This window comes from Kribbella sp. (assembly GCF_035655035.1).
Taxonomy (GTDB): Bacteria; Actinomycetota; Actinomycetes; order Propionibacteriales; family Kribbellaceae; genus Kribbella.
Genome location: NZ_DASRVN010000122.1, coordinates 1 through 13,017, shown reverse-complemented (window position 1 = coordinate 13,017; position 13,017 = coordinate 1). Strand labels below are relative to the sequence as shown.

Annotated in this window: 12 protein-coding genes; 5 read left to right on the top strand and 7 right to left on the bottom strand. The window is 70.1% G+C overall.

Features of this window, described 5'->3' with window-relative positions; translation table 11 throughout:
• Positions 1-591 (top strand): DUF2207 family protein (locus tag VFF46_RS07015; protein WP_414673040.1); only part of this gene is annotated, 591 nt, incomplete at its 5' end.
• 16 nt (positions 592-607) lie between these two features.
• Here VFF46_RS07015 and VFF46_RS07010 read toward each other — a convergent pair.
• The 3 genes from VFF46_RS07010 to VFF46_RS07000 are packed head-to-tail and all read right to left on the bottom strand — an operon-like array spanning position 608 to position 4,082.
• A complete protein-coding gene (locus VFF46_RS07010; protein WP_325036201.1) occupies positions 608-1,135 on the bottom strand; it encodes a ferritin in 528 nt (175 codons plus the stop codon).
• Positions 1,132-3,042 (bottom strand): DUF2264 domain-containing protein, encoded by a 1,911-nt coding sequence (locus tag VFF46_RS07005; protein ID WP_325036200.1) that lies wholly within the window; start codon positions 3,040-3,042, stop codon positions 1,132-1,134. The genes VFF46_RS07010 and VFF46_RS07005 overlap by 4 nt, the downstream gene beginning before the upstream one ends.
• Positions 3,039-4,082: a hydroxyacid dehydrogenase gene (locus VFF46_RS07000; protein WP_325036199.1), complete on the bottom strand. Its 1,044-nt coding sequence runs from the start codon at positions 4,080-4,082 to the stop codon at positions 3,039-3,041. Before VFF46_RS07000 ends, VFF46_RS07005 begins: the two co-directional genes overlap by 4 nt.
• Before the next feature lie 151 nt (positions 4,083-4,233).
• Between VFF46_RS07000 and VFF46_RS06995 the strand changes: the two genes are divergently transcribed.
• Genes VFF46_RS06995 through thrS form a run of 3 tightly spaced genes read left to right on the top strand, consistent with a single transcriptional unit; the run spans position 4,234 to position 7,440 of the window.
• A complete protein-coding gene (locus tag VFF46_RS06995) occupies positions 4,234-5,148 on the top strand; it encodes a PAC2 family protein (protein WP_325036198.1) in 915 nt (304 codons plus the stop codon).
• Positions 5,149-5,199: 51 nt separating this feature from the next.
• Positions 5,200-6,045 (top strand): acyl-CoA thioesterase II, encoded by an 846-nt coding sequence (locus VFF46_RS06990; protein WP_325036197.1) that lies wholly within the window; start codon positions 5,200-5,202, stop codon positions 6,043-6,045.
• Between the two features lie 54 nt (positions 6,046-6,099).
• Positions 6,100-7,440, top strand: a complete 1,341-nt coding sequence (gene thrS / locus VFF46_RS06985; RefSeq protein WP_325036202.1) for a threonine--tRNA ligase — start codon at positions 6,100-6,102, stop codon at positions 7,438-7,440.
• On the opposite strand, the gene VFF46_RS06980 is transcribed toward thrS, so the two are convergent.
• The 4 genes from VFF46_RS06980 to VFF46_RS06965 are packed head-to-tail and all read right to left on the bottom strand — an operon-like array spanning position 7,406 to position 11,637.
• Positions 7,406-8,263: a MaoC/PaaZ C-terminal domain-containing protein gene (locus VFF46_RS06980; RefSeq protein ID WP_325036196.1), complete on the bottom strand. Its 858-nt coding sequence runs from the start codon at positions 8,261-8,263 to the stop codon at positions 7,406-7,408. The two genes, thrS and VFF46_RS06980, sit on opposite strands and share 35 nt — an antisense overlap.
• 1 nt (position 8,264) lies before the next feature.
• Positions 8,265-9,611 carry a 3-oxoacyl-ACP reductase gene (locus tag VFF46_RS06975; RefSeq protein ID WP_325036195.1) on the bottom strand — a complete coding sequence of 449 codons (1,347 nt, stop codon included), beginning with the start codon at positions 9,609-9,611 and terminating at the stop codon, positions 8,265-8,267.
• A gap of 8 nt (positions 9,612-9,619) precedes the next feature.
• A complete protein-coding gene (locus tag VFF46_RS06970; RefSeq protein ID WP_325036194.1) occupies positions 9,620-10,897 on the bottom strand; it encodes an acetyl-CoA C-acetyltransferase in 1,278 nt (425 codons plus the stop codon).
• On the bottom strand, positions 10,894-11,637 hold the full coding sequence (locus tag VFF46_RS06965) for a TetR/AcrR family transcriptional regulator (RefSeq protein ID WP_325036193.1): 744 nt from the start codon (positions 11,635-11,637) through the stop codon (positions 10,894-10,896). The genes VFF46_RS06970 and VFF46_RS06965 overlap by 4 nt, the downstream gene beginning before the upstream one ends.
• Before the next feature lie 84 nt (positions 11,638-11,721).
• Between VFF46_RS06965 and VFF46_RS06960 the strand changes: the two genes are divergently transcribed.
• Positions 11,722-13,017: acyl-CoA dehydrogenase family protein (locus VFF46_RS06960; RefSeq protein WP_325036192.1), on the top strand; the 1,296-nt coding region annotated here is incomplete at its 3' end.

The following is a 13,017-nucleotide window of genomic DNA, read 5'->3' as shown; positions in this document are numbered from 1 at the left end:
GGCTGGGTGCCGCTCGGCTGCGGGGTGTTCCTGGCGGTCCTGGTCGGGCTGATCTCGCTGGTCGTCTACGTCGTCAAGTTCGGCGCGCCGCCGTGGCTCGGCCCGGCGATCGTGATCGCGCTGCCGGTGCTCGCCGTACTGAACGCCGTCATCGACCTGATCCTGCAGCACCGGGCCGGTCGCCGGAACGCCCTCGGCCGGGCGGTCACCGACCAGATCGTCGGGTTCCGGCAGTACCTGAGCACCGCGGAGGCGGAGCAGCTCCGGTTCGAGGACGGGGAGGACATCTTCAGCAAGTACCTGCCGTGGGCGATCGTGCTCGACCTGGCCGACCGCTGGCAGCAGGTGTGCAAGCAGCTCGTCGACTCGGGCCGGCTGACCGCGGTCCCCACCTGGTACACCGGGTCCAGCTCGTACTACGACTCCGGCTGGACCGCCGGGAGCATCTCCACGACGGTCTCCAGCACGTTCGCCGAGCCCCCGTCACCGTCCACCGGGGGAGGCTCGTCCTCCGGTTTCTCCTCCTCCAGTACGTCGTCCTCCTCGTCGTCGGGCGGCGGAGGCGGCGGTGGGGGAGGCGGCAGCTGGTAGGTCAGACCGCTTCAGGTCAGACCGCGCCGCCGGCGGCGGCCGGGGCCGTCGGGTCGGCGCCGGCGTCGCCGACCACCTCGCGGGCCAGGAAGTCCTCCAGGTTGAACAGGTTCTCGCCGGCCCGCTTCGCGACGTTGACCAGCGTCTTCATCGCGGCGACCTCCTCGACCTGCTCCTTGAGGAACCACTGCATGAACTGTTCACCGATGTAGTCGCTCTCGTCGCGCGCGGTGCGGGCGAGCGTCTCGATCTGCTTGGTGACGGTGATCTCCTGCGCGAGCGCCAGCTCCAGCGGCTCGATCGCGGACTTGAAGTCCGACTCGACCTCGCCGACCGGCGGGATCGCCGGCCGGATGTCCTTGTCCAGCAGGTACCGCACCATCATCATCGCGTGGTTGCGCTCTTCCAGCGACTGCTTGTAGAAGTGCGCGGCCAGCCGGGGCAGATCCTGGTCGTCGTACCAGACAGCGACTGCCACGTACTGCTGCGACGCCGTGAATTCGTTACGGATCTGTTCCTGCAGGAGTTTCTCGTACGTACTCATCCCGCCAATCTACTCTGCCCCAGCTCGATCACCTCGGCGTCGCCACCGGGCAGCCCGATCCGTACGGTCGTCCCGCTCACCGCCACATCGATGCCCTCGGCAAGCGCCTCCGGCCGGAACGCGTCCCGCGTGAGCAGCACCGCATTCACCAGCACCAGCGGCTCCCCGTGGTGCGCGGCAGTAAGGTACGGCGTCGCCGAATGCGCCCCGAACGGGTTCACCCCAACCGCTCGATGCACGCCCGCCGCCTCATACCCGTACAACCCAACAACTGCGGACACCAGGCCGTCGGCGTTCCGTGTGGCAGCTGTCTTCGGGTTGGTGGTTGCTTCAGGCAAGGAATCGCCTGCGACCGCGAAGCCGCCGCTGCGGACCACCGCCCCGTCCGGTCCGTCGACCAGTGCGCAGCGGATCTCCCAGCCGTTCCACACGAGCGAGGTGATCTCGATCGTCCACGGGCCTTCGGATCCGAGCCATGCCTTGTGCCACGATGACGCAGTACGGCCGTCGACCCCGAGCCGCCGGATCCGCCCGCGCCCGCTCGCCGTACCGTCCGATGAAACCAGCGAGATCAGGTTGTCGATCCCCGGCTCGTGATCCGACAGATCCGGCCCCGCGTGGTTCGCGTACGCCAGCCGGTTGTAGTGCGGATCGCCCGCCGGCTCGACACCCGCAGGCTCGGCCACAGGCGCGTGATCCGCACCGTGGTTCACCAGTTGCACCACCTGGTCGTGCCGGCTCGCGTGCACGATCCACCCGGGCTCGGGCATCGCCTTCTGCTGGTCCGCGTCGTCCAGCGGGATCGAGTCCTCCGGGTCCGCCCACACCGGATGCTCCGGCGGCAGGATCAGCCCGACGAACCCCTTCGAGGCCCAGTACGGCGAGCCGGGTCCGGAGTACTGCTGCGTGGTCGGAAGGAACGTGTCGTACCACCCGAGCGTGAGCACACCCCGCTCGTCCGGTACGCCGTGCTGCACGAAGTGCCGCGCGATCCCCGAGCACAGCCGCCGCGTCTCGCCCGGCGTCAGCGGCGTGGAGTCGAGCAGCGCGCCCATCCAGTACGGCGCCGCGGCCGCCATCCGGTACGTCAGCGACCGCCCCTGGTACAGCGGGGCCCCGTCGTTCCCGACGAAGTGCACCGCGTCGGACAGGAACAGGTTGATCCGCTCCTTGTAGAGCTTCAGCCGGTCCTCGTACTGCGCACCCGGTGTCGCCGCGGCCATCCGCGCCCACAGGCCCGGGTACAGGTGCATCGCCCAGCCGATGTAGTTGTCGAAGTTCTGCCCGTCGCCGTCGGAGTACCACCCGTTGCCGACGTACCAGTCCTCGATCCGGTCCAGCCCGCCGTCGATGTCCTCCTGCCGGTACGGCGCTCCGACGGACGCTAGGAACTGCTCGCTGACGACCTGGAACAGCCGCCAGTTGTTGTCGTGCGTGGTGGACCCGTTGAACCCGCCGAGCCACTCCGCGACGTGTTCCTGCGCCTTCGGGTCGAGCCGGTCCCAGATCCACTCCCGGGTCTCGTGCAGCGACACCGCGATCGCGGCCGCCTCGACCATCTGCTGCGACCGCGGGGTGAGCCGCAGCCAGGCCTCCGGGTGGTCCGGGTTCGCGCCGTTCGCGACGCCGCGCGCGTACCGCTCGATCAGCTGCTCGCAGCCCTTGCCCTGCACGCCGGCGATCCGGAACGCGGCCAGCATGAACGACCGGGCGAACCCTTCGAGCGCGTCGGACGCCGTACCGGAGCGGCTGGGGCGGCCGGGCAGCTCGACCAGTGACGCGCCGGGGGAGAAGTACGGCACGAGCGAGTCCAGCAGGTGGTCGGCGAGCGCCTCCCAGTGCGCCCGGACCCATCCGGTCTGGCGGGACAGTTCCCGGTCGGTGTCCGGCAGGACGAGACGGCTCACGCTAGTCTCCCTAGTTCGCTTCGGCTGATGGCGTGTTCGAGGGGCTGCCCGGCGGTCAGGCGTTCGAGTTCGCCGACGGCGAGCTCGCCGAGCCGGGCGATCTCGTTGCCGACGGCACCGGCGACGTGCGGGGTGACGAAGACGTTCGGCAGGTCGAGCAGCGGCGAGTCCGGCGGCAGCGGCTCCGGGTCGGTGACGTCGAGGATCGCGTCGATCCGGCCGGAGGCGCACTCGCGGACCAGCGCCGCGGAGTCGATGATCTTGCCGCGGGCGGTGTTGATCAGCGCCGAGCCGTCCCGCAGCAGCCCGAGCAGCCGGGCGTCGACCAGGCCCTCGGTCTCCGGGAGCAGCGGCGCGTGCACGCTGAGGATGTCGCTGCGGCGGAACAGCGTGTCGTTGTCGACCAGCTCCGCGCCGAGTTCGGCGGCCTGCGCGGCGGTCAGGTACGGGTCGCTGATCAGTACGTGCAGGTCGAACGCGCGCAGCCGCTCGGCGACCATCTTCGCGATCCGGGACGCGCCCAGCAGGCCGACCGTGGCGCCGTAGTTGCCCGGCATCCCGTGCGGGTCGGCCTTGCGCCGCTCCTGCCGGTACTGCGCCGCGAGCCGGAACGCCCGCTTGCCGGCCATCACGATCGCCGCGACCGTGAACTCGGCGACCGGCTGCGCGTTCGCGGTGGCCGCCGACGAGACCTGGATGCCGCGGTCGAACGCCGCCGGGTCCACGATCGCCTTCACCGAGCCGGCCGCGTGCAGGATCGCCTGCAGCTTCGGCGCCGCGTCCAGTACCTCGGGTCCGATCCGCGGGCAGCCCCAGCCGGTGAGGAGCACGTCGACGTCCGCGAGTGCCGCCCGTACGGCGGGATCGGCGAGGAAGCCCTGGACCGGCCGGCCGGCCGGTCCGAGCTGTCCGGGGCCGACCGGCAGCACGGTGGCGACGGCGTCCAGGCGCTGCCGGACGGACGGGACCAGCACGCGGCCGCGGCTGTCGGCGTTCATCGCCAGCATGACGGTCGGGGCGGAATTCGGTTCGAGGCTCACGGGGGCAACGCTAGCAAGCGCTTTCCGATGTTGTCGCGCCGGTGCCGCGCCGTGGAACCTCCGGAATCTTGTCCCGGGCCGGAATTTGTCCGCGACCGGGGAGCGTTGGGGAGAATAGAAGCGCCTGTTGGTAACTGTGAAGGAGACGACGATGCTGCGACCGGACGACCTCTACGAGATCGTCGACGAGTCGGTGGCGACCGGCCCGGCGGCGACGCCGAAGGTCTTGGTGCACTCGCTGGACGGGTTCATGGACGCCGGCCAGGCCGGGCGCGTGACCGCCGACCACCTGCTCGAGGTGCTGGACCACCGGTTGCTGGCGCGGTTCGACGTCGACCTGCTGCACGACTACCGGGCGCGTCGGCCCGAGGTGACGTTCGCCGAGGACCGCTTCACCGACTACACCCCGCCGCACCTGTCGCTGCACCTGGTGACCGACGACGCGGGCGTGGACTTCCTGCTGCTCGAGGGCGTCGAGCCGGACAACCATTGGGACCGGTTCGCGGGCGCCGTCCGGCAGCTGATCGAGCTCTACAACGTGACCCTGACCGTCGGCGTGCACGGCATCCCGATGGGGGTTCCGCACACCCGGCCGCTCGGCCTGACCGCGCACGCGACCCGGCCCGAGCTGGTCACCCGGTCGAACATCTGGGACGGCGAGATGCAGCTGCCCTCGAGCGCCGGCACCATCCTGCAGGTCCGCCTCGGCGAGGCCGGCAAGGACGCGATGGGCTTCGCCGTCCACGTCCCGCACTACCTCGCGGAGAACCGGTTCCCCGGCGCCGCGCTGGCGCTCGTGCACGCGATCTCCGCGGCGACGGGCCTGCTGCTCCCGAGCAAGGCGCTGCTCGACGAGGCCGCGGTCACCGGCCGCCTGGTCGACGAGCAGGTCGACGCCTCCGAGGACGCGTCGGCGGTCGTCAAGGCCCTCGAGACGCAGTACGACGCGGCTGCCGGTTCGCTGAGCCGCAAGAGCCTGCTGGCCGACTCCACCCCGTCCGCCGACGAGCTCGGCGCCGAGGTCGAGCAGTTCCTGGCAGAGCTCAACCGCGACGACAACGAATAACTCACAGCGGGTACGGCGTACGTCCGGGCTGACGGCCTGTCAGGATGAGGCATGCCTGAGTCGTTGGAGGATCTGGTCGAGCTGCTCGACCTGGAGAAGATCGACGTAGACCTGTTCCGCGGACGGCAGCCGCAGACGTCGATGCAGCGGGTGTTCGGCGGGCAGGTGCTCGGCCAGGCGCTGGCCGCCGCGAGCCGGACGGTCGAGGCGGAGCGACTGGTGCACTCGCTGCACGGATACTTCCTGCGCGCCGGTGACACCTCGGTACCGATCGTGTACCGCGCGGAGCCGACCCGCGACGGCGGCTCGTTCAGCAGCCGGCGGGTGGTCGCGTCCCAGAACGGGAAGCCGATCTTCTACATGTCGGCGTCGTTCCAGCGCCCGGAGCCCGGCCTCGACCACCAGGACCCGATGCCGGACGACGCCGTACCGCCGGAAGAGGCGCCGCGGCTCGCCACGGTCCTGGAGGCGCAGAGCGGGCGGCCGGCCGCGGAGTGGGATCGCGAGTGGGCGTCGCTCGACGTACGGCTGGCGGGGGTGAGCGGCCGGCAGTTCTGGATCCGGGCGGCCGGGAAGCTGCCCGACGATCCGGCGCTGCACGCGTGTGTGCTGGCGTACGCGAGCGACCTCACGCTGCTCGGCGCCAGCCTGCTGCCGCACGGGATCGTGATCGGTGACCGCCGGATCCAGCCGGCGTCGCTGGATCACGCGTTGTGGTTCCACCGCCCGTTCCGCGCCGACGAGTGGCTGCTGTACGACCAGGCGTCGCCGTCCGCCTCGGGTGCGCGCGGTTTCGCAACCGGGCGGCTCTACACCGACGACGGCCGGTTGATCGCCTCCGTCGCTCAGGAGGGGCTGATTCGTCCGGTGGGGCTGGATTCGGATCTGCTAACTTAGGAGCATGTTGCAGCGCGCTGTAGTCACGACGACGCCGGAGAATGTCCCGGCGCGCTGACACCTGACTGTCTGACGAAGCCCCGGGGCGAGTGCCCCGGGGCTTCGTCGTTCCCGTGGTCCCTCGCCCCGTCTCAGAACCGTTTCACCGAGGAGACCACCATGTACGACCACCGCAAGATCGGCCGCGAGCTCGGCCTGTTCGACTCCGACCCGCTGATCGGCGCGGGTCTGCCCTACTGGCTGCCGGCCGGAGCCGCCGTACGCCGGGCGCTCGAGAGCTACATCGCCGAGGTCGAGCGGAGAGCCGGCTACCAGCAGGTGTACTCGCCGGTGCTCGCGAAGAAGGAGCTGTACGAGATCTCCGGCCACTGGGCGAAGTACCACGACGACATGTACCCGCCGATGGACATGGGCGGCGAGGAACTCGTGCTGCGGCCGAGCATCTGCCCGCACCACGCGCTCATGTACCGCTCCCGCGCGCACAGCTACCGGGAGCTGCCGCTGCGGATGTCCGAGCTCGGCGGGCAGTACCGCGCCGAGCTGTCCGGCGCGATCGGCGGGCTCAGCCGGGTCCGCGCGATGCAGCTGAACGACGCGCACATCTTCTGCCGCCTCGACCAGGTCGCGTCCGAGGCGGCGGCCGCGCTGCGGCTGATCAACCAGGCGTACGCGGACCTGGGCATCGCCGCGTCCCGCTACGTCCTCGCGCTGCCGTCCGTCGATGCGGAGTTCAACACCCCGTCGAGCAAGTACGTCGGTGACGCGGCGAGCTGGGCGGAGGCGGCCGAGCTGCTGCGTGAGGTGTTGAAGGACGCCGGTGTCGACTATGAGGATGCGCCGGGGGACGCGGCGTTCTACGGCCCGAAGATCGACATCCAGCTGATGGATTCCGCCGGGCGGGAGTTCAGCCTGTCGACCGTGCAGATCGACTTCCACCAGCCGGCCGCGTTCGGGCTCGAGTACATCGGTGCCGACGGCAACAAACACCGGCCGGTGATGGTGCACCGCGCGATCGTCGGCAGCATCGAGCGGGCGATGGCGCAGCTGATCGAGGTGCACGGCGGCGCGTTCCCGGCGTGGCTCGCGCCGGTGCAGGTCGTCGTACTGCCGATCTCCGACGCCGAGGAGCAGGTCGCGGCCCAGGTCGCGCGGCGGGCGTCGGACCGGGGGCTGCGGGTGGAGATCGCGCACGCCGACGAGGGCAGCCTCGGCGCCCGGATCCGCGAGAACCGGCTCGCGCCGTACCAGGCCGTGATCGGCGCCCGCGAGGCTGCGGACGGCGCGCTGGCGGTCCGTGAACGCGACGGTTCGCAGTGGGAGGCGGCTCCGATCGGGCAGGTGCTCGACCGGGTCGCGGAACTCAGCGTTCCTGCAGCTGTCCGACCAGGTGAGTGACGTCGTGTGACTCGTCGTACAGCGCGAAGTCGGTCGTCTTGCCGGACTGCTGGTAGCCGAACTGGACCCGGGACGGGAGCAGCACCGGCTTGCGGAAGTCCACGCGGACCGTGAACGCGTCCGGAAGGGCGCCGGCCCGCTGGACGGACGCGAGCGCGGCGGCCTTGGCCCACATGCCGTGCGCGATCTGGCGCGGGAATCCGAACGCCTGGGCGGTGAGCTTGAACAGGTGGATCGGGTTCCGGTCGCCGGACGCGGCGGCGTACCGGCGGCCGAGGTTGCCGTGCAGGTCCCACCAGGCGTTCGCGCCCAGCACTGGGTCGGTGAGCAGATCGGCGTGCGCGTCCGGCGTACCGGCGGACCGGCTGAGCAGCGTGGTGAGATCGCTCCACACCAGCTCGTGATCGACGAACACCTCGCTGATCACGTCGAACACGGTGCCCTTCGGATGCGGGCGCTCCGGCGTACTATGCACGCGGATCGACGGCTCCGCGTGCAACGGGATCGGCTGCTTCTGGGTGATCGTGTTCGACAGGTGCACGATCCCCATCGGCTTGTACGGGAACGAGGGGTCGGACATCAGGTCCAGGTGCAGCGGGAAGGCCAGGACATGCGGGTACGTCGGGGGCAGCGCGGGACCGGCCTGGAACCCGGTGACCTCGCGGTACGCCGTCAGGTGGTCCTGGTCGACCGCCGACCGGGGGAGCTCGAGCGTGAGGCCGTCCTCGTTCGGCTCGTAGTCGGCGCGGCGCAGCGTGGCCTTGACGGTCCGCGCGTACAGGGCGCCGAGGCCGGGCGAGTCGTCGTACCGCCGGATCGGCATCTCAGGCCCCCAGCAGGCTCTGCCCGCAGACGCGGACCACGTTGCCGGTCACGCCCGCGGATGCCGGATCCGCGAACCACGCGATCGTCTCGGCCACGTCGATCGGCAGCCCGCCCTGCTGCAGCGAGTTCAGCCGGCGACCGACCTCGCGGATCGCGAACGGGATCTTCGCGGTCATGTCGGTCTCGATGAACCCGGGCGCGACCGCGTTGATCCGGATCTGCCGGTCCGCGAGCACCGGGGCGAGCGCCTGCACCATCCCGATCACGCCGGCCTTCGACGTCGCGTAGTTCGTCTGGCCGTTGTTGCCGGCGATCCCGGCCATCGACGACACGCCGACGATCGAGCCGCCGTCGCGGAGCGCCCCGGACTCGACCAGGTGCTTGGTGATCCGCTCGGGAGCGCGCAGGTTCACGTCGAGGACGGCGTCCCAGGCGTCGGTCCGCATGTTCACCAGCCGCCGGTCACGGGTGATCCCGGCGTTGTGGACGACGATGTCGAGGCCGCCGTGCTGCTCCTGCGCGTGCGCGGCGATCCGCTGCGCGGCGTCGACCGCGGTCACGTCGAGGAGGAGCTCGGTGCCGCCGATCTTCGAGATCACCTTGCGCAGCGGGTCCGCGTTCTGCGGTACGTCGACGCCGATCACGGTCGCGCCGTCGCGGGCCAGGGTGTTCGCGATCGCGGCGCCGATCCCACGGGCCGCACCGGTGACCAGCGCCGTACGACCGGCCAGCGGGCGGTGCGGGTCGTTGCTGACCAGCGGGCCGGTGCCGATCCGGGCGACCTGGCCGTCGACGTACGCGGACTTGGGGGAGAGGAAGAAGCGCAGCGTGGAGTCGAGTTGCTCGTGCGCGTTGGGGGCGACGTACACCAGGTTGACCGTGGCGCCGCGCTTCACCTCCTTGCCGAGGCTGCGGGTGAAGCCCTCGAGCGCGCGTTGCGCGACGTGCTGATCGGTCGAGCTCGCGAGCTCCGGCGTACGCCCGACGACGATCACCCGGCCCGCCGGGGCGAGCTGGCGGATCACCGGGGAGAAGAACCGTTGCAGGCTGGACAGGTCCGCGGTCGAGGCCGCCCCGGTCGCGTCGAAGACCAGCGCCTTCGGCCGGATCTCGCTGGACGCGACGCCCTCGGTCGCCGTACTGAACCCGGCACCGATGTCGCGCAGCAGGGCCTGGATCGCCTTGCCCGCGTCGGACTCGCCGATCGCGCCGAAGACGACCGGCCCGTCGATCACCGGCGCGCCCTCGGTCCAGCGCGGCAGCGGCAGCGGGTCGGGCAGACCCAGGTTCTTCACCAGGGTCTTGCCGAGCGGCGTCCGGGTGAAGGTCTGGTAGCGATCCGTCATCTCAGCTCCTACTTCTCGAGGATGGCGACGACACCCTGGCCACCCGCGGCGCAGATCGAGATCAGCCCGCGGCCGCCACCGTTCTCGTCCAGTTGCTTGGCCAGCGCGGCGACGATCCGCCCGCCGGTTGCCGCGAACGGATGCCCCGCGGCCAGCGAGCTGCCGTTCACGTTCAGCTTGTCCCGGTCGACCTCGCCGAGCGGGGCGTCCAGGCCGAGCCGTTCCTTGCAGAAGATCGGATCCTCCCACGCCTTCAGCGTGGCCAGCACCTGGGAGGCGAACGCCTCGTGGATCTCGTAGTAGTCGAAGTCCTGGAGGGTCAGTCCGGCGCGTTGCAGCATCCGCGGTACGGCGTACGCGGGCGCCATCAGCAGGCCTTCGGCGCCCTTCACGTAGTCGACCGCCGCGGTCTGCGAGTGGGTCAGGTACGCGAGCGGGCGCAGGCCGCGCTCGGCGGCCCACTCGTCGGTGCTCAGCAGCACGGTCGACGCGCCGTCGGTCAGCGGGGTCGAATTGCCCGCGGTCATCGTCGCGGTCTCGCCCTTGCCGAACACCGGCTTCAGCTTCGCGAGCTTCTCCAGCGTCGTGTCGGGGCGCAGGTTCTGGTCCTTCTCGAGCCCGAGGTACGGCGTGATCAGGTCCTGCTGGAAGCCGCGGTCGTAGGCGGCGGCCAGGTTGACGTGGGACTTGTAGGCGAGCTCGTCCTGCGCCTCGCGGGTGATGCCCCACTCCAGCGCGGTCAGCGCGGCGTGGTCGCCCATCGACTTCCCGGTCCGCGGCTCGGCGTTGCGTGGGATCTCCGGTACGACGTCCTTCGGGCGGACCCGGGCCAGCACCTTGAGGCGGTCCGGGTACGTCTTCGCGCGGTTCAGGTCGAGCAGCACGTTGCGCAGGTGGTCGTTGACGCTCAGCGGCGCGTCGGACGCGGTGTCGACGCCGCCCGCGATGCCCGCGTCGATCTGGCCGAGCGCGATCTTGTTGCCGACCAGGATCGCCGCCTCGAGCCCGGTGCCACACGCCTGCTGGATGTCGTACGCCGGGGTGGTGGGGGCGAGCTTGGAACCGAGGACCACCTCACGGACCATGTTCCAGTCGCGGGCGTGCTTCAGCACCGCGCCGGCGACCACCTCACCGACCTCCTGGCCGCCGAGCCCGGCCCGGTCGACCAGGCCGTTCAGCGCGGCGGTGAGCATGTCGGAGTTCGACGCGTGCCGGTAGGCCTTGTCCTGCCGGGCGAACGGAATCCGGTTTCCGGCGACCACGGCCACCTTGCGGGTCTCGGTCACGATGTCTCTCCTTTGGACTTTCGTGCGGTGGCGGAAGGTCGCTGGGGCTTGAGTGCTTTTCGTCCGACGGCTGTTGCGAGCGTTGCCGTGATGGCAGTCTCTCGCACGGTACCGACATCCGCGTGATGCACCACCGGGTGTCCGGGCTGTCCGCTCGACACGATGAGTCCGACCCTTGCCATGTGCAACGATCCCAGGGTCTGCGTGTACAGGTGATTGGCCAGGTAATCGGTGTCGACCTCGTCGAACACACCGGTCCGCTGCCCGGCCTTCAGGATCGCCGCGATCCGCTCGAGCGGCGCGGCCATCGCCGTACCGAGTTTGACCAGCACCGGCTCGGTGATCTCGCCGAACAGCTCCTCACCGGTCCGTCTGAGCAGACTCATGGCGCAGTCGGTGAAGGCCGGATAGCCGAGGCAGAAGTCGACGAACGTCTCGCTCAAGGCCTTGAGCCGGTTGAGCGGCGCTCTTCGGGAACCGTCCTGCTGCTGAAGGAGCTCGTCGAGCTCTGTCAGATAGTCGACCAGCGTGAGCGCGAACAGCTCTTCCTTGCCTGCGAAGTGCCGGTAGATGAGCGCCTTGTTGATCCCGACCCGCTTGGCGATATCGTCGATCTGGGCGTCGATCGTGCCGCGCTCGTCGAACAGCTCCCGGGTGGCGCGGATGATGTCCCGCTCCCGGTCGCGCCGACGCTCCGCCGTGGTCCGGCGGCGTCCGATCGCGAGCAGCGCGGAGCTCATGCACCGATCTTAGCCACAGTGGTACCCGTCGCTGCAAACGACAGTTACACTCGTCGGTAACATCTCCGCTCCTGTGAGGATCCGATGACCGACCCTGTTGTGTCCGCAGACGTGATGACGCTGGCCGGCGAGCTCGGCGCCGAGCGGTCCAAGCCGGGCTGGAGCCCCTTCTCGCTCGCGCTGAACGCGGAGCAGAAGGAGATCCGCGACTGGGCCCACACCTTCGCCGCCGACGTCATCCGCCCGGCCGCCGCCGAGTGGGACGAACGCGAGGAGACCCCGTGGCCGGTGATCCAGGAGGCCGCGAAGATCGGCCTGTACGGGCTCGACGCCAACATCAACCTGTTCGTCGACCCGTCCGGGCTGCTGATGCCGCTCGTCCACGAGGAACTGTTCTGGGGCGACGCCGGCATCGGCATGTCGCTGAAGGGTACCGGCCTCGCCTCGTCGGCGATCTTCTCGAACGGTACGCCGGAGCAGTGGAGCCAGTGGATGCCCCGCTGCTACGGAACCCCTGACGACGTACGCGTCGCCGCCTTCTGCTCCTCCGAACCCGGCGCCGGCTCCGACGTCTCGGCGATCCGCACCCGGGCCGTCTTCGACGCCGTCACGAACGAGTGGGTCATCAACGGCCAGAAGGCCTGGGCCACGAACGGCGGCATCGCGGACATCCACGTCGTCGTCGCCACCGTCGACCCGTCACTCGGCACCAAGGGCCAGGCGGCGTTCGTCGTACCGCGGACCGAGGTCCACGGCCTCGAGCAGGGCACCAAGCTCCGCAAGCACGGCCTGCGCGCCTCCCACACCGCCGACGTCTTCTTCGACAACGTCCGCATCCCCGCCGCCAACGTCCTCGGCGGCAAGGAAAAACTCGACGCCCGCCTGGCCCGCGCCCGCGAGGCCGCCTCGTCGGGCGGTGCTGCTGGTGCTGGGAGTGCAACGGCTGCCGGCTCGTCCAGCCGCAACGCCTCGATGGCCACCTTCGAAATGACCCGCCACATCGTCGGCGCCCAAGCCATCGGCATCGCCCGCGCCGCCTACGAGGTCGCGCTGGACTACGCCAAGACCCGCGAACAGTTCGGCCGCCCGATCATCGACAACCAGGGCATCGCCTTCAAACTCGCCGACATGGCCCTCGAGATCGACGCCGCCCGCCTCCTGGTCTGGCGAGCCGCCAACATGTCCGCCGCCCTGATGCGCGGCGAAACCCCCGACTACCGCCACGGCGAAGGCTCCATGGCCAAACTCAAAGCCGGCGAAGTAGCCGTCAAGGTCACCGAAGAAGCCATCCAAATCCTCGGCGGCAACGGCTACACCCGCGAATACCCAGTAGAACGCATGCACCGAGACGCCAAGATCTACACCATCTTCGAAGGCACC